We start from the raw sequence: 19,469 nt of genomic DNA on the forward strand, positions 1-19,469 counted from the left end.
TCTATATAATGCAAGAGAGACAAAATGTCACTTTTTTTATAGTATTTGATGTTTTTTGATTGCAAAAGAACAGGTATTCGTATATGATATAGTTCTGACTAATTCAGGAAGGAAGGATAATTTATGGCATTATTAATTCAGAAAGTAAAGGCCCAAGGTCGCCTCGTTTTACTGTCGCTTTTAATGACAACATTAATGGTAATTTCAATGTTATGGCAGCCAAAATTATTACAAAAAGTGATGACAGCTGTCATGAAAGAAGATAGTCAGGAGTTGAAAAGTGTAGGAATAACGTTAATTGTTGTTGCACTAATTGGTTTAGTTGCAGGAATTATAAATACGGTTGTCGCTGCTAAAGTCTCTCAAGAAGTGGCATCAGAAATACGTTCAGATGGTTTTAAAAAAATCCAAACATTTTCATTCAATGATATTGAAAAATTTTCGACGAGTAATTTAGTTGTTCGCTTAACGAATGACATCAATCAAATTCAAAATATTGTGATGATGACATTTCAAACAATTTTAAGAATTCCCATTTTATTTGTAGGAAGTTTTATTTTAGCGTTGATGACATTACCAAAGTTATGGTGGGTCATTATTGTATTAGTTGTTTTAGTTTTACTCACGGTGATGTCTTTATTTGGTTTAATGGGTAAGCATTTTACTAAAATTCAAGGATATATTGAAACGGTTAATAGTATCGCAAAAGAAAATTTATTGGGGATTCGTGTAGTAAAATCTTTTGTTCAAGAAGAAAATGAAACCAATAAATTTACAAAAGTTTCAGATAAATTAGCTAAACATACAATTACAGTGGGAAATTTATTTTCAATTATGATTCCGACGTTTATGCTAATTTCAAGTTTAGCTATTGTTACTTCTATCTATTTTGCAGCTGATTTAGCAAAAACAGATATGGAAGTGATTGGTGCAATTGTCTCATTTATGAATTATTTAATGCAAATTATGATGAGTATTATTATTGGTGGAATGATGATGATGATGGCATCTCGTGGAATGGTTTCTTTAAAAAGATTAAATGAGATACTTGAAACAGAGCCAACTTTAATTTTTAAAGAAGAAGGAATTAAACCAATCAAAGATGGGTCAGTTATTTTTGATAATGTTAGCTTTGCTTATGACGGGGAAGACGTACCAACTCTAAAAAATATTACCTTTGATGTTCAAAGCGGTCAATCAATTGGAGTAGTTGGAGCAACTGGTGCTGGTAAGTCAACGTTAGCACAAATGATTGCTAGAATGTACGATCCAACAGAAGGATCTATTTTGGTTGGTGATGTGGATTTAAGAGATGTTGATAAGGAAGATTTACGTCACAATGTTGCTTTAGTTTTACAGAAAGCGATTCTATTTTCAGGAACAATTGCTGATAATTTAAGGCAAGGGTTTAAAAATGCAGATAATGAAGCGATGGAAAGAGCTTCACGAATTGCTCAAGCAAGTGAATTTATCGATCGTCAAACAGAAGGTTATTTTAGCCACGTTGAAGAGCGTGGGTCGAACTTTTCTGGTGGTCAAAAACAACGACTATCTATTACAAGAGGCGTTATTGGTAAACCGAAAGTACTTGTTTTAGACGATAGCACGAGTGCTTTAGATGCTCGTTCTGAAAAATTAGTAAAAGAGGCTTTAGCTAATGAATTGACGGATACAACCACTTTTATTATAGCGCAAAAAATCTCTTCAGTTATTCAGGCAGATAATATTTTAGTGCTGGATGAAGGGAAGCTAGTAGCGCAAGGCACGCATAAAGAGCTTCTTAAAACGAGTGACGTTTATCGTGAAATTTACGAAACTCAAAAAGCTAAGGAGGTAGAATAAAATGACGAAAGAAAATACTAAAAAAATGAGTGTTATTCAGTTTTTCTGGATTTACTTAAGAGCTTACAAATTACAGTTGTTAATCATAACAGTGTCCATCATTTTTTCTACTTACTTACAAGTTAAAGCACCTCAATATACAGGTAAAGCAATTGAAGAATTAACAAAATATGCCGGAACTTACTTTGCCACACAAGCAGCTGATAAAGGTCCTTTTGTTAGTATTATTAAATTGTTAGTTGGACTATATGTTTTGAACTGGATTGCGATGTTTATTCAAAATATTTTAATGTCGGCAGTGACTGGTAAATCAACCAATAATATGAGGATTAATTTATTCAAAAAATTAGAAAAAATGACAATCCAATATTTTGATAATCATCAAGATGGTGAAATTTTAAGTCGTTTTACAAGTGATTTAGATAATATTTCTAATACAATGAATCAAGCATTAATCCAAGTAATGACGAATTTTTCAATGATGATAGGTGTGTTAATCATGATGTTTAGAGCTAACGTTCCGATGTCTTGGGCGACACTGGCTATTTCACCGATTGCTATCTTGATTTCAGCCTATATTATTAAACAGGCTGAGAAAAATGTGGCCGTTCAACAGGAAAATGTCGGCAAGTTAAATGGTTACATTGATGAAAAAATATCAGGACAAAAAGTGATTATCACAAATGGTTTAGAAGAAGAAACGATAGAAGGATTTGAAGTCTTAAATAAAGAAGTAAAGAAAGCTACTTTTAAAGGTCAAGTTTATTCTGGCTTGTTATTTCCAACAATGCAGGGAATTTCAATTTTAAATACTGCGATAGTTATCTTTTTTGGTGGTTGGTTAGTTCTTGATGGTGGTATGGAAAAAGCAGTTGGATTAGGATTAATCGTGATGTTTATTCAATATTCACAACAATTTTACATGCCATTAACACAGATATCATCACAGTTTAGTATGTTACAATTAGCCTTTACTGGTGCTCGTCGTTTAAATGAAATCTTTGTTGTAGATGATGAGTTTGAACGTCCTAATACGACTTCTATTGATGGCATTAATGAAGAAGTCGTTTTAGAAGATGTTGATTTTTCATATGTTGAAGGAACCCCAATTTTGAAAAAAGTCAATTTAAAAGCAAAAAAAGGTCAAATGGTGGCTCTTGTAGGGCCGACTGGTTCTGGAAAAACAACGGTAATGAACTTACTCAATCGATTTTACAATGTGGACAGTGGTGCGATTAAGATTGATGGTAAAGATATTAGAGATATTTCTTTGCCTAGCTTGAGATCACATATTGGTATTGTTTTACAAGATTCTGTTCTATTTTCAGGAACAATTCGAGATAATATTATTTTTGGGAACCGTGAAGCAAGTGAAGATGATATGATTAATGCAGCTAAACAGGCAAATATTCACGAGTTTATTATGTCTTTAGAAGAAGGATATGATACAAAAATAAATGATGAAAATAGTGTCTTTAGTGTAGGTCAGAAGCAACTAATTAGTATTGCAAGAACTATTTTAACAGACCCCTCGTTACTTATTTTAGACGAGGCTACAAGTAACGTTGATACAGTGACAGAGAGTCGTATTCAAAAAGCAATGGAAAATATCGTCAAAGGTCGAACAAGTTTTGTGATAGCTCATAGACTAAAAACGATTCTAAATGCTGACTATATAGTTGTTTTAAATCAAGGAGAAATAATTGAAGAGGGAACCCATGAAGAATTATTGAAAGCACATGGCTTTTATGCGGAACTCTATGAAAATCAATTTGTTTTTGAATAAAAAAATAAACAGAGATGCCTTTAAACGCAAGGTATCTCTGTTTTTTATTGGTGGAATATAAAAAAAAAAAAGATAGAATAGATTTTTGCACTAATAATCGTTATAATTGAGGTAATGTAAAAAATATGTGAAGTAGCTTAGAAAGGCATGTGAATGTATGTCAAACAAAATTTTAATCGTCGAGGATGAAAAAAACTTGGCTCGTTTCGTTGAATTAGAGCTTAAACATGAAGGGTATGAAACAGAGGTTCATTATAATGGACGAAATGGTTTAGAGGCTGCTTTATCTGAAGACTGGGATGCGATTCTTTTGGATCTTATGTTACCAGAGTTAAATGGACTTGAAGTTTGTCGTCGAATTAGACAAGCTAAAAATACACCTATTATCATGATGACTGCAAGAGATTCAGTAATTGATCGTGTTTCAGGATTGGATCATGGTGCAGATGATTATATCATAAAACCTTTTGCGATAGAGGAATTATTAGCAAGGTTAAGAGCCTTACTCCGTCGAATTGATATCGAAGGAGATAAAAATATTACCAAGCAGACAACTATTACTTATCGTGATTTAACCATTGAAAAAGAAAATCGTGTGGTGCGTCGTAATTCTGAAATCATTGAATTAACTAAAAGAGAATATGAATTATTACTTATCTTGATGGAAAATGTTAATGTGGTTCTTTCAAGAGATGTTTTATTGAATAAAGTATGGGGATATGAAATTGAAGTCGAAACAAACGTAGTGGATGTTTATATTAGATATCTGCGTAATAAAATTGATGTACCAGGTGATGATAGTTATATCCAAACCGTCAGAGGTACAGGATATGTGATGAGATCCTGATGAAATCATTTCAAAATATAGAGCTGCCATCGAAGTTTACGTGGCGCTCTATTACTTTTAAGTGGACATTTTTAACAGCTTTAGCCATTTCAGTTCTATTCTCTATTTTCTCATTTGTTACGTACCAAACGAGTACTAAAATTATTGTTCGACAAGAAACAGATAAATTTAATCGAACAATGGATGAAATTGAATCTAGATTGGGCCGTTCTGAAGAAGATTTAACATTAAATAGTACGGTCTTTTTTCTTAAAGATACCACAGGTGATTTTATTAGAAATAAATATTATGACCGTGAGACACTTGAAGCAAGTTTGATGAAATTAAATAGTTTTATCTCAGAATTATCTCAACCTGAACTTAATGTGAAAATTTACGGTGCAGATGAACGACTTTTATTTGAAACAAAAAATGCGTATCTACCGTTTAAAGAGGAAGCACAAAGTACAACAACTATCCAAACGGTGGATAATATTACAGGATTAATTTTATTGCAGCCTGTCTATTCTTCCAAAACTAATCAATTAATTGGTTATGCACAAGGGTTTTATGAGCTAAGCAGCTATTATGCTGTGCGAGAAAGATTACTTAATACACTAATTATTTTAGAAATTTTTGGTGTTTTATTTAGTATTATTATTGGTTTTATTCTTTCTAATTATTTTACAAGTCCTTTAAGAAAAATGGCTAAAACGCTGAATAGCATTGAAGAAGCACACAAAACAGGTGTTAGAATGCCAGTGCCCAAAGCTAATGATGAGATTTCAGATTTAGCTAATGCTTTCAACGATATGTTAGAACGTATGCAAAAATTTATTTTACAACAACAACAGTTTGTAGAAGACGTTTCTCATGAGCTTAGAACACCAGTTGCTGTGATTGAAGGACATATTAGTTTATTAAATCGTTGGGGAAAAGATGATCCAGAAATTTTGGCAGAATCTTTAGAAGCATCATTGCAAGAAATTGTTCGCATGAAAAGTTTAGTTCAGGAGATGCTAGATCTATCTCGAGCAGAACAATCTGAATTTCTTTATTCAGAAAATACAACGATGGCTAAAGAAGTCATTCATACAAATGTGAGTAACTTTCAAATGTTATATCCAGAGTTTACTTTTAATTTAGACGATGATTTGGATTCTGATGTAGAAGTAAAAATTTATCGGAATCATTTAGAACAAATTTTGATTATTCTTTTAGACAATGCGGTCAAATATTCTATGGATCGAAAAGAAGTTTTAATTTCTGCTTCCTTATCCTATCACGCCATAGAAATAATGGTTCAAGATTTTGGTGAAGGGATATCTAAAGAGAATTTAGATAAAATATTTAATCGTTTCTATCGTGTGGATAAAGCCAGAGCAAGAAATACTGGTGGAAATGGACTAGGATTATCAATCGCGGAGCAATTAATTGATAATTATAGTGGTAAAATTAGTGTGAAAAGTCATGAAAATAAAGGAACAGCATTTACCTTTGTTTTACCAATAGTTGAATATCCAGAAATAGAAGAACCAGATGAAACTAATTGATTAGTCTAATGTTTATAGGGGATATAAGGACAACACGTTCTTATATCCCCTTCTTTTTTATATAGACTAGTTTGTAACTGGTGATTTAACAGAATAATTGTGTAAGTATTTAAAAATTGAAATAAAAATTATAATAAACGTATATTGATTATGTTATAATGTTGAAGAGATTGGATCCATTCGTCAAAAAAGGAGGGAATTGACTTGGAAATAGAAAAAACAAATCGAATGAATGCTTTATTTGAGTTTTATTCAACCCTTTTGACAGAAAAGCAGATGAACTATATCGAATTATACTATGCAGATGATTTTTCTTTAGGTGAAATAGGTGGAGAGTATAATGTCAGTAGACAAGCTGTTTACGATAACATAAAAAGAACAGAGAAACTATTGGAGAATTACGAAAAAAAACTACATTTATATTCTAATTATATTGTCAGAGAAGAAATGATTGATGAAATAAAAAAAATTGTAGAAACAGAGTACCAATCAGACGAAAGAATAATGACGATTTTAGATAAAATACAAGAAATTGAAGAAGAGTAGGAGAGATTTAAATTGGCATTTGAAAGCTTAACTGACCGCTTACAGGTCGCAATGAGTAAACTTAAGAAAAAAGGTACGGTGAAAGAAGAAGACGTAAAAGAAATGATGCGTGAGATACGTTTGGCTCTTTTAGAAGCCGATGTTAACTTACAAGTTGTTCGAGGATTTACAAAACGTGTGGGTGAAAGATCAATTGGTGTTGAGATTTTAGAATCTTTAAACCCAACCCAACAAATTGTTAAAATTGTTGATGAAGAATTAACAAAAGTATTAGGTTCAGAAGCAGTTGAATTAAATAAATCACCGAAAATTCCAACAATCGTGATGATGGTTGGTTTACAAGGTGCGGGTAAAACAACTTTTGTCGGAAAATTATCTAATTTTTTAAAGAAAAATGAACAAGCTCGTCCATTACTTATCGCAGGAGATGTGTATCGTCCAGCAGCGATTGATCAATTAAAAGTTATTGGTCAGCAACTAGATATACCTGTTTTTGATATGGGAACAGATACTGATCCAGTTGAAATTGTTCGTCGTGGTCTAGAACAAGCCAAAGAAAATAAAAATGATTATGTCTTTATTGATACAGCAGGTCGTTTACACATTGACGAACCTTTAATGGATGAGTTAAAACGAATTAAAGAATTTGCTAATCCAAACGAAATTCTTTTAACTGTAGATGCTATGACTGGTCAGGATGCTGTAACAGTTGCTCAAAGTTTTGATGAACAATTAGATGTGACTGGGGTTGTTTTAACAAAACTAGATGGAGACACACGTGGTGGTGCCGCGCTTTCTATTCGTGGTATTACAGGGAAACCAATCAAGTTTATCGGGACTGGTGAAAAATTAACAGATATTGAAGTTTTCCATCCAGATCGTATGTCTTCTCGTATTTTAGGTATGGGTGATATGCTTACCTTGATCGAAAAAGCACAACGTGAGTATGATGATGATCAAGCAGAAGAATTAGCCCGTAAAATGCGTGAAAATAGCTTCGACTTTAATGATTTTATTGAGCAATTAGATCAAGTAATGGGAATGGGACCTTTAGAGGATCTTCTTAAAATGATTCCTGGTATGAGTAATATGCCTGGTTTGGATCAAATAAAAGTGGATCCAAAAGATGTGGCTCGTAAAAAAGCTATTGTTTTCTCGATGACACCAGCAGAACGAGAAAATCCAGACTTATTAAATCCAAGTCGTCGTCGTCGTCTTGCAGCAGGATCAGGTAACTCAGTTGTAGAAGTTAACCGTATGATCAAACAATTCAATGAATCGAAAAAAATGATGCAACAAATGAGTAAAGGCAATATGCCAGCTGGTATGGAAAATCTGATGGGGAATGGTGTTCAAGGAAAACTTGGTAAAATGGCCATGAACAAGATGATTAAGAAGAATAAGAAAAAAGTGAAAAACAAGAATAAAAAGAAAAAGAAAAAATAAGTCATTTAAATAAACATGCTGCCACTGTACAAAAGCGAGAATTACTTTGTATAGCTGGTAGCATATTTTTATAAAATATTGATTAGAAAGCTAGGTAGCGTTCATGAAGAACTATCAGATAGAAATCAAACATAGCTATGAATTAAAAGAAACAGAAAAAGAAGCGTTATTTCTTTTTTTAGATCAAGTATTTAAAGGTAATTTCTCAAGAACTGACCTTTCTCATGCTCTTGGTGGGATTCATTTGTTTATAAAAGATAAAGAGACTTTGATTGGACATGTTTCAATTGTTCAAAGATCAATGGTTGTTGGTGAAAAAGCTCATTACGTAGGCTACGTAGAAGCAATGGCAGTATCAAAAAATTATCAGAGACAAGGCATTGGTCAAAAATTAATGAGCCAAGTCAATGAAATCATAGAAAAAGCGTATGATTTTGGGGCGTTATGTTCGTCAGAAGATGGTTTTTCTCTTTATCAAAAGATGGATTGGAAGAATTGGCACGGAGAACTAAAAGAATTTGGATTGTCTGGTATAAAAGATTCTGATGAAAAAATTTTAGTTTTTAACCCTAAAGACACAATTAATATTAATGATAATTTTATCTGTGACTATCGTGAAGGAGACTGTTGGTAAGTCAATTTTGTTTTTATTATGAATAAATACTATCCGTTTATTTCAAAATAAATCCTAATTACTCTAAACTTCTTGTCATTTAGGCAAAAAATTGATTAGATAGTAGTATATGGAGGGATTTTTATGATAAAAGACGCGACTTATCTTGCTGGTTTGATTCGTAATAACGAAATGTCGCCAATTGAAGCTTTAGATGAGATGTATAAAAAAGCAAAAAAACATGAGAAATTAAATGCTTTTGTAGAGTTAGATATAAATAAAGCAAAAAAATCGTTAGAATCTAGCGGACAGTTGTTAAAAAATAACCCTTTCTACGGTGTTCCATTCCCACTGAAAGACCTAGGCCAAAATAAGCAAGGGTTTCATCAGACGATGGGATCTAAGTTATTTAAAAAAAATATTACAAATCAAACAAACCATTACGTTTCGAGAATAGAACAGGCGGGTTTCATTCCTTTTGGTGTGACAACTGCGCCAGAATATGGATTTAAAAATGTTACTGATTCAGAACTTCATGGAGATACATTGAATCCTTTAGATTTGGAACGTTATTCTGGTGGAAGTAGTGGCGGAGCTGCATCTGTAGTTGCTTCGGGTATTTCTCCTATCGCTGGGGCAAGTGACGGTGGAGGATCTATTAGAATACCTGCAAGTTTTACTGGCTTGATAGGAATGAAGCCTAGTCGGGGCAAAATTGTCACAGGACCAGATGGTTATAGAGATTGGCAAGGCGCTTCCGTCAATTTTATTTTAGGTGTCTCAATTAGAGATACTAAAAAGATGTTACGCATTTTAAAACCAAACAAACAATTTTCACCTTTTAATCAGCCTAAAGCAAGCTTACCAGTGGTTAATAGACCTCTTAGAATTGCTGTTTGTACTACATCGCCAGTCGGTAATCAAGTGTCAGAGGAAGCGATTCTTGCTGTTCATAATGCAGCTACCTTTTTAGAAAGTCTAGGTCATACAGTTGAAGTAATTGATTATCCGGTTGATGGGTTAGGACTTATCAATAGTTATTATCAGATGAATGGTGGAGAAACTGCAAATATGATGAACCATATTTCGAAAAAATTTGATAGAGAACTTGTTAAAGAGGATATGGAGTTAATGACCTGGACTATTTATCAATATGGAAAAAAATTATCAGCTGCTGATTATGCCGATAGTTTTAACATATGGGATCAATCAGCAGTTATTATGGAAGAACTTTTTGAAACATATGATTTGTTTTTATCACCGACTGCTACAACCATTGCGCCAAAAGTAATTGACGATCTACAAAGTGCTGATATAAGAAATCGGATGAATCATGCTGAGTTTCAGACAAAGACCGAATTAGATAGATTAATCTATGAAATGTTTGAAAAAAGTTTATGGATAACACCGTATACGCAACTAGCTAATTTAACAGGGCAACCAGCTATTAGTTTGCCAACACATATGACGGAAAAAGAGAATCTACCAATCGGTGTGCAACTAATGGCAAGCAAAGGAAATGATAGTTTATTACTTGAAGTAGGAAAATGGTTTGAGGAACTACATAAATTATTTATTCCTGATGTTTATAAATAAAAAAACCTCGTAGTAGTCTGCTGTTTAGCAGAAAAAAGAAATATATGAAGAAATCATTAATAAAAAATTAACCTGTAAAGAAAAAACACTTTACAACCTCGAAAAAAACTGTTATGATACTTCTTGTGATTAAGAAATATATATCTGGAGGTGCCAATAAATGGCAGTTAAAATTCGTTTAAAACGTATGGGTTCTAAAAAGAAACCTTTTTATCGTATGGTAGTAGCAGATTCTCGTTCTCCTCGTGACGGACGTTACATCGAAGTAGTAGGAACTTATAATCCATTAGTTAATCCTGCGCTAGTTACAGTTAAAGAAGAAGAAATCTTAGATTGGTTATCAAAAGGTGCTCAACCTTCTGATACAGTACGTAACATTTTATCTCGTGAAGGAATTATGAAAAAACATCACGAAGCTAAATACACTAAAAAATAAGGTGGGACTTTGAATGACTGATGTTAAAGATTTGGTTTTAACCATTGTCCGTCCGTTAGTTAGTCAGCCTGAGAATGTCCATTTAGAAGTCACTGAAGGTGATCAATACATGGAATACAACCTAACCGTTGCCCCTGAGGATATTGGACGTATTATTGGTAAACAAGGACGAGTAGCTAAAGCTATTCGAACGATCGTTTATAGTGTACGAACAGCAGAACCTAAAAAAGTTCGCTTAAATATTTTAGATGGTAGCACGAAAGCTTAGTCAATTTTGACTAAGCTTTTTTTAATAAATTAAATGACGAGGATTATGTTTTACCTAAATTGCTTTTTAAATTAAGATAGAGATATCATATAGAAATTAGGTGTAAAAAAATGAAGAAAAAAACTATACTAACAGGTCTTTTATTAACCGTATTGGTATTAGGTGCATGTTCAAAAAAGAAGAATTAAAAACAAATGTATCAAAAGAGACAGAAGTATCATCGCAAAAAGAATTAAAAATTAGTAGTTCTACATTTAAAGGTGAATTATCAGAAGTACCGATTATAGATGAAGATACGGTTATACTGGCGTTTGAAAAAATAATAGCAATTAAAGACGAAGATAACTTATTAGATAGCTTAAACGCTAACGGAGTGGTTCTTTTGGCCGATATGACTATTTTTGATAAAGAAATGAAGCCAGAAGATTTTAAAGTAGGTAGCTTGATCGAATTTGAACTAGAAACACCGACTGCTATGACTTATTCCATTCCTCCCCAAGTCGCGGGAAATTCTATAAAAAGAGTTAGCTTAGCTAAATAAAAATATAATCGCTAAAATGAGGTCAATCTTTTTATCTAAATATGTTTTTTAATGACACTTGCTAGTGTTCAATGATACAATGTATGAGACATTTTAGATGAAGAGGGGTTACACAAGTGACAGAATACTTAAACGTGGGCAAGATTGTCAACACACAAGGGATTAAAGGAGAAGTCCGAGTGATATCAAAAACGGATTTTTCAGATGAAAGATATAAAAAAGGCAAAGATTTATTTTTATTTCAAGAAAATAAAAAGCCGATTACACTAACTGTAAAAAGTCATCGCAAACATAAAAATTTTGACATTATTAGTTTTGAAGATCATCCAAATATTAATGATGTTGAAAAATATCGTGATGGCATCTTAAAAGTGGATAAAAAAGATTTAGGTAAATTAGAAAAGAATGCTTTTTATTACCATCAAATTGTTGGTTTAGAAGTTTTTGACGAAGAAGGAAAATTAATGGGAACGATTAAAGAAATTCTTTCACCAGGAGCTAATGATGTCTGGGTGATTGGTCAAAATCAAAAAGGTAAAAAAGATATCTTGATTCCTTACATCGAATCAGTCGTAACGCTAGTGGATATAGCTAATAATCGTGTTGAAGTCGAGATTCCAGAAGGATTGATTGATGATGAGAATTGATGTCTTAACACTGTTTCCAAGAATGTTTGAAGGTCCTTTAACTGAATCAATTTTAGGAAAAGCGATAGATAAAAATTTATTAGATGTTCATATCAGTAACTTCCGTGATTTTTCTACAAATAAGCACCAACAAGTAGATGATTATCCATACGGTGGTGGAGCAGGCATGTTACTAAAAGTTCAACCTATCCATGATGCCATTAAAACAATTCAAGCTGATTCAGGACATCAAAAACAACGAATTATTTTACTTGATCCAGCAGGAAAACCATTTAATCAAAAACTAGCAGAAGAATTCGCTGAAGAAGAACATTTAGTTTTTGTTTGTGGTCATTATGAAGGCTATGATGAACGTATCAGAAGTTTAGTGACTGACGAAGTTTCTTTAGGAGATTACGTCTTAACAGGCGGAGAATTAGGTGCTATGACAATGATCGATGCAACTGTTCGCTTACTGCCAGAAGTCTTAGGAAATGATGAATCAGCAAAAGGTGATTCTCATTCAACAGGACTGTTGGAACACCCGCAATATACCCGTCCAGCAGAATATGAAGGTATGGAAGTTCCCCATGTTTTGACAAATGGTAACCATAAGTTAATTGCTGAGTGGCAATTAAGAGAATCTTTAAGAAGAACGCTTCTAAGAAGGCCTGACATGTTAGAAACATTAGATATGACACCAGAGATGGTTAAAATACTAGATGAAGTCAAAAAAGAAGAGAACTTGTAAAGAAAAAGAGCTTTACAGTCTTATTAGATTATGTTAAGATAATTTGGTGAGTGTAAGAGCTCAACATATTACGACATTCCGCTATGAAAAAATTCATATGAGTGTTTTGGAAATAAGGAGAATATCGAAAAATGAATCCATTAATCGAAGCAATTACTCAAGAACAATTACGTTCAGACATCCCAGCTTTTAGACCTGGTGATACTGTACGTGTACACGCTAAAGTTGTAGAGGGTACTCGTGAACGTATCCAATTATTTGAAGGTGTGGTAATCAAACGCCGTGGAGCTGGAGTAAGTGAAACTTATACAGTTCGTAAAATTTCAAATGGTGTTGGTGTTGAACGTACGTTCCCAATCCATACACCACGTGTTGCACAAATCGAAGTTATCCGTTACGGTAAAGTACGTCGTGCGAAACTTTATTACTTACGTGCATTACACGGTAAAAAAGCTAGAATTAAAGAAATCCGTCGTTAATAATTCGTTATTAATAGGTGAAGCACTCTATGAAAATAGGGTGCTTTTTTATTTTTGTAGTTATTTAATAGTTACAAAGAAATACAAATAGCCTGTTGTAACATAAAAAAAGGGCAAATAAATTCATCTTTATTGCTTTTTTTTAATTTTAACTTTATACTGTTTTTAACAGTTAACTGTTAAAAACACTTATAAAAATTTAAGGAGAAGTGAAATGAAAGAAAATAAAAAAAATAATAGTCAAGGTAGAAAAAGAGGTCGGAAAGTAGATTCCTATTTGCTTTTGTTTTTAGCTAAAAAAGATTGTTATGGAGGCGAACTTGTCACAATGTGTGAAGAGTTGATTCCGAACAATCAATTTGACAGTGCCATGGTGTATCGAACGTTGAAAAAGTTAGGAGAAGAATCAGCAATTATATCAAGCTATAAAGAAGTAGATACTAAAATGATCCGATTTTATAGCATGACTGAGTATGGAAGAACTCTATTACAGGAATGTAAAAAAAATGTGTTGTCTAATATTGAAAATCTAAACTTCTTTTTAGAAGAGTATGAAAAACTGGAGGAATGAATATGATAAATGGAATTGTGTTATATAGTTTAAGTGGTGTGTTATTGACAGTTTCTTTAGTTAAAGATAAAGACAAAACTAAAAATGCATTAATTAAAGCTTGGAAAATGTTTATAAATATTCTGCCAGATATGTTAGCGATTATGTTACTTGTAGGGATCGTACTTACCGTGTTGACGCCAACGATGATTGCTAAAATAATGGGTGAAAATTCTGGTGTGATGGGAATAGTCTATGCAACGATTATCGGATCAATCGCTATAGTACCTAGTTTTATTGTTTTTCCTTTAGGCAAGACGTTGATTGATAATGGAGCAGACTATCCTCAAGTTGCTGTTCTGATGTCAACTTTGATGGCAGTTGGGTTGACGATACTCCCTATGGAAAAGAAATTTTTTGGTAATAAGTTCACCTATTTAAGGACAATCTCAGCTGTTGTTATGTGTTTAATTTTTGGATTAATTATAAAGGTAGTGATGTAGGTTGAAAATACTAATAAAAAATAAATTTTTGATAGTTCTTTTAATTGTTTTAATCATGATTTCATTATATAAATTTGAGTTAAGTATTAATATTTTAAATATTACAGGTAAAAGTTTAAGAGATATGTTGATATTGTTGCCTCCTATTTTTATTTTGATTGGTTTATTAGACAAATGGATAGAAAGAGGAACCTTAGTTAAATATATGGGTGAAAATTCAGGGGTAAGCGGAATATTTTTTTCATTGATTTTAGCTACTGTGGCAGCAGGTCCTTTATATATGGCATTTCCGATTGCTATATTATTAATTAATAAAGGGGCTGGTTTGCGTTATATAATCTTTTTCTTAGGGGCATGGTCCTCAGTGAAATTACCTGTATTAATTTATGAGTTTTCTTCATTTGGAATCAAATTTTCTCTTATTCATATTATCTTTTCTTTAGTATTTTATTATTTAACAGGGATTTTATTTGAAAAAATATTTACTCCTGCTGATATAAGTAAAATAAAAAAAATTTCTGATAATTATTAGTATTGTACAAATTCTTCTCTTCAAAATCATGACAAAACACTAATCTAGATAGTTATTTTTAAAAAATTAGTGTAAAATGTAATGGTATATCATAATTTTTATGGTCGAAGGAGGAAATTATAATGAGTATTGCGGTTTTAGGTGGAGCAGGCTATATTGGCTCTCATGCTGTACAAGCATTAATCAATAAAAATGAAGAAGTCGTTGTCATTGATAATTTATTAACAGGACATAAAGAAGCAGTTCATAAAAAAGCTAAATTTTTTGAAGGTGATATCAGAGATAAAGATTTTATGTTATCAGTTTTTAAAAATGAAAACGTCACTGCTGTTGTGCATTTTGCTGCAAGTTCATTAGTTGGGGAATCAGTCGTTGATCCCTTAAAATATTTCAATAACAATGTCTACGGCACACAGGTAACTTTAGAAGTGATGAAAGAATTAGGCATTAAAAAAATCGTCTTTTCTTCAACAGCCGCAACTTACGGTGAAACAACTCAAGTACCAATTTACGAAACAACACCAACCAATCCTAAAAATCCTTATGGTGAAAGTAAACTAATGATGGAAAAAATGATGCACTGGTGTGATGATGCGTATGGTATTAAATTTGTTGCTTTAAGATACTTTAACGTAGCAGGAGCAAGCTTAGACGGCTCGATTGGCGAAGACCATAATCCGGAAACTCACTTAGTTCCAATTATCTTACAAACAGCATTAGGGCAAAGAGAAAGCATCGCCATTTTTGGTGAAGATTATGATACAGCTGATGGCACATGCGTCCGTGATTATGTTCATGTGGTAGATTTAGGTGAGGCTCATGTGTTAGCTTTAGACTATTTAAATAAAGGCAATGAAAGTAATATTTTTAACTTAGGTAGTAACGAAGGTTTCTCTGTCAAACAAATGGTGGAAGAAGCACGTAAAATTACAGGAAAAGAGATTCCAGCCGTTGTCTCTGAACGTCGCGCAGGAGACCCAGCAATCTTAGTAGCCTCACCTGAAAAAGCTAAAAAAGTGTTAGGTTGGGAACCTAAATCTACCAATGTAACGACTATTTTAGAGACTGCATGGAAATGGCATGTTAAAAACCCAACTGGATATTAATTTTGAGGAGATTTTATTAATGAAAGAGAATATAATCATTCATGATTTTATTGATGTAGCTATTCAGTCGGGTGGCTGGATGCTTTTAGATCGTGTTTGTTTAAATAATCGAATTATTTCTTTAATCGGAGAACCAACAGAATCTGTTGAATTTGATGAAGAAAAAATAAGGACATCAAAAGAATTATTAAAAGAATTATTAGAAATAGCAATCTCTAATAATAGAGTGTCTAGAAATGATGTTAAAGGCTTAGCTGAAATGTCATCAGAGTTGAGAGACATACTAACCCCACCGCCATCTGTTGTGAATGCTTTGTTTTCTCAATATTATGAGACATCAGAAAAAGAAGCAACTGATTATTTTCATCTGATGAATGTTACAAATGGATATATAGAAAAAAACATTTCTTCTCAAGAAGAAGTAGTGGTTAAGAAGAGTCATTTTATGGTTCAAACAAAACTAGAGACAAGTCATTTTGAAGAAGCAGAAATCTGTGATTACTGTTTTGAAAGTGAAGGGTATGGCAAATTAAATAATCGTAATAAACGAATTATTAGAATGAATGTTAAGGGGGAAAGTTGGGGTTTTTCTTATTCTCAAAAACCAATTATTAAAGAAGAATGTATCTTTATGCCAGAAGAACATAAACCAATGATTATTAACCGTCAATTACAAGAAACAATGTTGAATTTATTGGATATATATCCCCATTATTTTATAACATATAACCCAAAAGTAGTGAGTGAATTAACTCATGGTTATCTATACGGTGGTGAAGCGTCTACACCATTAATTCAAGCTGAAAATGATTTTATGTTTGATATTCCTGGTTTTGTGACTGTATCAGCTTCCTTAGTTGAATGGCCGGTATCGGTAATTCGTTTGAAAACAACCTCTAAGAAAAACTTGATTAATGTGATAGAATATTTAACCCTAAAATGGCAACAATACTCATATCCTTCTTTAGATATTATCGCTAAGACTGAGGACGGATTGGATTTACATACCGTTATTTCTACATTTAGAAAAGAAGAAGAAGCTTATGTAGCAGAACTTATTTTACAAGATGCATCAGAAGCCTTTGTTAGAACGCCAGATTATGAAGCCTTACTTTCAAATAAAGAAAATAAAGTTGATTTTTTAGGTGTAGTAAATTTGAAGGATCATAATTTAACAAATGAAGAAATCACTTCTGTTATGGAAGGAAATTACGAAAAACAACAAATATTCAAGAAAACACCAGAAGGTCAACAAGCCTTTGTTCGTTTTATTGATACACTTTAGATAGGAGGTTTTAGATGAAATGAAGGAACCTAATCCAGTTTTGAAAAAATTAAAATCGAGTATTCTGTATATCGTAATAATTCTCGGTTTTTTCCTTTTAACACAAGTTCCTATGCTCTTAATCATGATGTTATCACCTATTTTTAATCAAGCTTCATTGATTGTAACAACTATCTTGTTTGTATCATGGTTGATTATTATTGGATTAATTATTTATTTTACGTGGCGTTATTACTTTAAATATAGTGATAAAAATAAATTTAAGATAACATTAAAAGATATCGGGATTGCTTTTACTTATTATTTAGCTATGATGCTTGTAACAGTAACTATGACGATGGCCATGCAAATGATATATGGGGCTGACACATCTGAAAACCAAGAAGTTCTGGAAGCTTTGTTTGCAAGCGGAACTAATATTTGGTTTGTAGGTGCGATGTCACTAAGTGTCGGGGTAATTGCCCCTATCCTTGAAGAACTAGTTTTTAGAGGGATTCCAAGAGTCACTTTATTTAAAAATAGCCCAAAGTGGTTTATTATGTTTATGACATCGATTATTTTTTCAAGTGTTCATTTATCAGTGAATATCATCTCTTTTGCAATGTATGCGTTAATGGGAGCTATACTGTGTCACGCTTATTTTAGAAGAGAAAATATTATAGATAGTATGCTGGTTCATTTCTTTAATAATGCAATTGTAGCAGTTGTTTTATTTTTATCTTTTATATTTCAAAAATAAAAAGAAGTTGACTTTAATTTTAGTCAACTTCTTTTTATGTGATAAAGGTATCTTTTTTTATTGATATCTATTAAAATGGAGGGTATGGATTAAATTAGAGAGGTGTTTGAATGGTAGGCTTCAAATTAATATTAATTGCGATAATGATCTATATAACAGCCCTTTTTGTGGCAGCAGAATTTGCTTTAGTTAAAGTAAGATCATCTAAGTTGGAACAACTCGCAGCAAGTGGGACAAAGAATGCTGACTTAGGCTTGCATTTAGTTCATCACTTGGATGATTACTTAAGTGCTTGTCAATTAGGAATTACTTTGACGACTTTAATTATTGGGGGAATTGGAGAAGAAACTGTTCGAACCTTGTTATCTCCGTTAGTCAGTAAATTACCTATGTCTAATAGTATCACGTTAACTATTTCAATTGTTTTATCTTATTTTTTAGTAACATTTGTGGAAGTTGTTATAGGCGAACTATTACCTAAATCATATAGTATTGCTAATCCAGAAAAGGTTGTTTTGGGGATTGCTAAACCTTTGCATTTTTTCTATAAATTAACATACTTATTTATCAAACTATTGAATCACTCAGCTAATCTAATCGGTAAAGCGTTTGGTGTTCATATGGTTGGTGAAGCAGAAGAAACATTATCTGAAGAAGAACTGATTCTAGTTGCAGCAGACAGTTACAGCAAGGGTGAAATTAATCAAGAAGAGTTCAAATATATTTCTAATATTTTTGAGTTTGATGAAAGACAAGTTAAGGAAATAATGACAAATCGTTTAGAAATGAAAGTCTTAGATTATGATTTGACGATTGAAGAGGCAATACCTAAAATTATTGATGTAGGGTACAGTCGTTTTCCTGTTATTAAAGAATCTAAAGATGAGATTATGGGGTATGTCACCTTACAACAATTGGTTCGAAGTTCTTATATTGATAAAAATCGTTTGTTGGCAGAAGAAACAGCAAAACCAATTTTCGTCATGGAAACGATGGTTGTCAAAGATGTCCTGAAAAAAATGCAAGAAGAACACAAACACATTGCAATGGTTGTTGATGAATATGGTGGCACAGTAGGCATTGTAACAATCGAGGACATTATTGAGGAAATTGTCGGTGATATCCAAGATGAACTTGATACAGAAAAAGAAATGATCCAACCATTAGGACATCATGAGTATCTTGTAGAAGGAAAAATTGAACTAGATGAAATTAGACACTACTTTGATTTAAAAGATTTAGAAGATCCAAATGGTAATGTGACTTTAAGTGGCTATTTTACAAGTGTTTATTCCAATGAGGTCGAAAAAGGCTTTTCTTTTGAAATCGAAGGAGTTGTTTTTACTGCTCTGCTAGTTAGACAAACGGTTGTGGAGAGAGTTAAAATTAAAGATACTAGAGCGAGTGCATAGAAGGATGAGACATTCAACTCTCATCTTTTTTGT

At 32.5% G+C, this 19,469-nt stretch carries 21 protein-coding genes; all 21 read left to right on the forward strand.

What is annotated here, in order from left to right:
* The first annotated feature begins 123 nt into the window (after nt 1–123).
* The 21 genes from FM121_RS11755 to FM121_RS11855 all read left to right on the forward strand — a co-directional run bounded on the left by FM121_RS11755 (nt 124) and on the right by FM121_RS11855 (nt 19,436).
* Nucleotides 124–1,842 (forward strand): ABC transporter ATP-binding protein, encoded by a 1,719-nt coding sequence (locus FM121_RS11755; protein WP_086952353.1) that lies wholly within the window; start codon nt 124–126, stop codon nt 1,840–1,842.
* A 25-nt stretch (nt 1,843–1,867) separates the two neighbouring features.
* Nucleotides 1,868–3,628, forward strand: coding sequence for an ABC transporter ATP-binding protein (locus FM121_RS11760; RefSeq protein ID WP_143597085.1), 1,761 nt, complete (start codon nt 1,868–1,870; stop codon nt 3,626–3,628).
* 157 nt (nt 3,629–3,785) lie between these two features.
* Nucleotides 3,786–4,475 (forward strand): response regulator transcription factor, encoded by a 690-nt coding sequence (locus FM121_RS11765; RefSeq protein WP_086952355.1) that lies wholly within the window; start codon nt 3,786–3,788, stop codon nt 4,473–4,475.
* Nucleotides 4,475–6,007: a HAMP domain-containing sensor histidine kinase gene (locus FM121_RS11770; RefSeq protein ID WP_086952356.1), complete on the forward strand. Its 1,533-nt coding sequence runs from the start codon at nt 4,475–4,477 to the stop codon at nt 6,005–6,007. Before FM121_RS11765 ends, FM121_RS11770 begins: the two co-directional genes overlap by 1 nt.
* A gap of 228 nt (nt 6,008–6,235) precedes the next feature.
* Complete coding sequence (locus tag FM121_RS11775) at nt 6,236–6,553, forward strand: putative DNA-binding protein (protein ID WP_373385084.1); 318 nt, start codon at nt 6,236–6,238, stop codon at nt 6,551–6,553.
* Between the two features lie 12 nt (nt 6,554–6,565).
* On the forward strand, nt 6,566–7,999 hold the full coding sequence (gene ffh / locus FM121_RS11780) for a signal recognition particle protein (RefSeq protein WP_086952358.1): 1,434 nt from the start codon (nt 6,566–6,568) through the stop codon (nt 7,997–7,999).
* Between the two features lie 103 nt (nt 8,000–8,102).
* A complete protein-coding gene (locus tag FM121_RS11785) occupies nt 8,103–8,633 on the forward strand; it encodes a GNAT family N-acetyltransferase (RefSeq protein ID WP_086952359.1) in 531 nt (176 codons plus the stop codon).
* A 126-nt stretch (nt 8,634–8,759) separates the two neighbouring features.
* Complete coding sequence (locus FM121_RS11790) at nt 8,760–10,208, forward strand: amidase (RefSeq protein WP_373385085.1); 1,449 nt, start codon at nt 8,760–8,762, stop codon at nt 10,206–10,208.
* A gap of 160 nt (nt 10,209–10,368) precedes the next feature.
* Complete coding sequence (gene rpsP, locus FM121_RS11795; protein WP_086952361.1) at nt 10,369–10,644, forward strand: 30S ribosomal protein S16; 276 nt, start codon at nt 10,369–10,371, stop codon at nt 10,642–10,644.
* A gap of 13 nt (nt 10,645–10,657) precedes the next feature.
* Nucleotides 10,658–10,912: a KH domain-containing protein gene (locus tag FM121_RS11800; protein ID WP_086952362.1), complete on the forward strand. Its 255-nt coding sequence runs from the start codon at nt 10,658–10,660 to the stop codon at nt 10,910–10,912.
* 166 nt (nt 10,913–11,078) lie between these two features.
* On the forward strand, nt 11,079–11,453 hold the full coding sequence (locus tag FM121_RS11805; RefSeq protein WP_086952363.1) for a hypothetical protein: 375 nt from the start codon (nt 11,079–11,081) through the stop codon (nt 11,451–11,453).
* Nucleotides 11,454–11,569: 116 nt separating this feature from the next.
* The gene (rimM, locus tag FM121_RS11810) at nt 11,570–12,100 is read left to right on the forward strand and encodes a ribosome maturation factor RimM (protein ID WP_086952364.1); all 531 of its coding nucleotides are present in this window, start codon (nt 11,570–11,572) and stop codon (nt 12,098–12,100) included.
* Nucleotides 12,090–12,830, forward strand: a complete 741-nt coding sequence (gene trmD / locus FM121_RS11815) for a tRNA (guanosine(37)-N1)-methyltransferase TrmD (protein WP_086952538.1) — start codon at nt 12,090–12,092, stop codon at nt 12,828–12,830. Before rimM ends, trmD begins: the two co-directional genes overlap by 11 nt.
* Nucleotides 12,831–12,961: 131 nt before the next feature.
* Entirely contained in the window at nt 12,962–13,309 is a 348-nt protein-coding gene (rplS, locus tag FM121_RS11820) for a 50S ribosomal protein L19 (protein WP_086952365.1), read from the forward strand.
* A gap of 214 nt (nt 13,310–13,523) precedes the next feature.
* Nucleotides 13,524–13,880, forward strand: a complete 357-nt coding sequence (locus FM121_RS11825) for a PadR family transcriptional regulator (protein WP_086952366.1) — start codon at nt 13,524–13,526, stop codon at nt 13,878–13,880.
* Between the two features lie 2 nt (nt 13,881–13,882).
* The gene (locus FM121_RS11830; RefSeq protein ID WP_086952367.1) at nt 13,883–14,362 is read left to right on the forward strand and encodes a hypothetical protein; all 480 of its coding nucleotides are present in this window, start codon (nt 13,883–13,885) and stop codon (nt 14,360–14,362) included.
* Nucleotide 14,363: 1 nt separating this feature from the next.
* Nucleotides 14,364–14,894, forward strand: a complete 531-nt coding sequence (locus FM121_RS11835) for a permease (RefSeq protein ID WP_086952368.1) — start codon at nt 14,364–14,366, stop codon at nt 14,892–14,894.
* Between the two features lie 122 nt (nt 14,895–15,016).
* Nucleotides 15,017–16,000 (forward strand): UDP-glucose 4-epimerase GalE, encoded by a 984-nt coding sequence (gene galE, locus FM121_RS11840; RefSeq protein ID WP_086952369.1) that lies wholly within the window; start codon nt 15,017–15,019, stop codon nt 15,998–16,000.
* Between the two features lie 19 nt (nt 16,001–16,019).
* Nucleotides 16,020–17,285 carry a hypothetical protein gene (locus FM121_RS11845; RefSeq protein WP_086952370.1) on the forward strand — a complete coding sequence of 422 codons (1,266 nt, stop codon included), beginning with the start codon at nt 16,020–16,022 and terminating at the stop codon, nt 17,283–17,285.
* 19 nt (nt 17,286–17,304) lie between these two features.
* Nucleotides 17,305–18,024: a CPBP family intramembrane glutamic endopeptidase gene (locus FM121_RS11850; RefSeq protein WP_086952371.1), complete on the forward strand. Its 720-nt coding sequence runs from the start codon at nt 17,305–17,307 to the stop codon at nt 18,022–18,024.
* Nucleotides 18,025–18,134: 110 nt separating this feature from the next.
* Nucleotides 18,135–19,436, forward strand: coding sequence for a hemolysin family protein (locus FM121_RS11855; RefSeq protein ID WP_086952372.1), 1,302 nt, complete (start codon nt 18,135–18,137; stop codon nt 19,434–19,436).
* The last annotated feature ends 33 nt before the right edge of the window (nt 19,437–19,469 follow it).

It is taken from the genome of Vagococcus fluvialis bH819 (genome assembly GCF_900163795.1).
Taxonomy (GTDB): Bacteria; Bacillota; Bacilli; order Lactobacillales; family Vagococcaceae; genus Vagococcus; species Vagococcus fluvialis_A.

Coding starts and splice junctions, on each gene's coding strand:
- FM121_RS11845 (WP_086952370.1), top strand. CDS start 16,020: ATGAAAGAGAATATAATCATTCATGATTTTATTGATGTAGCTATTCAG.
- FM121_RS11825 (WP_086952366.1), top strand. CDS start 13,524: ATGAAAGAAAATAAAAAAAATAATAGTCAAGGTAGAAAAAGAGGTCGG.
- FM121_RS11830 (WP_086952367.1), top strand. CDS start 13,883: ATGATAAATGGAATTGTGTTATATAGTTTAAGTGGTGTGTTATTGACA.
- FM121_RS11755 (WP_086952353.1), top strand. CDS start 124: ATGGCATTATTAATTCAGAAAGTAAAGGCCCAAGGTCGCCTCGTTTTA.
- FM121_RS11770 (WP_086952356.1), top strand. CDS start 4,475: ATGAAATCATTTCAAAATATAGAGCTGCCATCGAAGTTTACGTGGCGC.
- FM121_RS11760 (WP_143597085.1), top strand. CDS start 1,868: ATGAGTGTTATTCAGTTTTTCTGGATTTACTTAAGAGCTTACAAATTA.
- FM121_RS11785 (WP_086952359.1), top strand. CDS start 8,103: ATGAAGAACTATCAGATAGAAATCAAACATAGCTATGAATTAAAAGAA.
- rpsP (WP_086952361.1), top strand. CDS start 10,369: ATGGCAGTTAAAATTCGTTTAAAACGTATGGGTTCTAAAAAGAAACCT.
- FM121_RS11855 (WP_086952372.1), top strand. CDS start 18,135: ATGGTAGGCTTCAAATTAATATTAATTGCGATAATGATCTATATAACA.
- trmD (WP_086952538.1), top strand. CDS start 12,090: ATGAGAATTGATGTCTTAACACTGTTTCCAAGAATGTTTGAAGGTCCT.
- FM121_RS11765 (WP_086952355.1), top strand. CDS start 3,786: ATGTCAAACAAAATTTTAATCGTCGAGGATGAAAAAAACTTGGCTCGT.
- rplS (WP_086952365.1), top strand. CDS start 12,962: ATGAATCCATTAATCGAAGCAATTACTCAAGAACAATTACGTTCAGAC.
- FM121_RS11805 (WP_086952363.1), top strand. CDS start 11,079: ATGTTCAAAAAAGAAGAATTAAAAACAAATGTATCAAAAGAGACAGAA.
- FM121_RS11775 (WP_373385084.1), top strand. CDS start 6,236: ATGAATGCTTTATTTGAGTTTTATTCAACCCTTTTGACAGAAAAGCAG.
- FM121_RS11800 (WP_086952362.1), top strand. CDS start 10,658: ATGACTGATGTTAAAGATTTGGTTTTAACCATTGTCCGTCCGTTAGTT.
- galE (WP_086952369.1), top strand. CDS start 15,017: ATGAGTATTGCGGTTTTAGGTGGAGCAGGCTATATTGGCTCTCATGCT.
- FM121_RS11850 (WP_086952371.1), top strand. CDS start 17,305: ATGAAGGAACCTAATCCAGTTTTGAAAAAATTAAAATCGAGTATTCTG.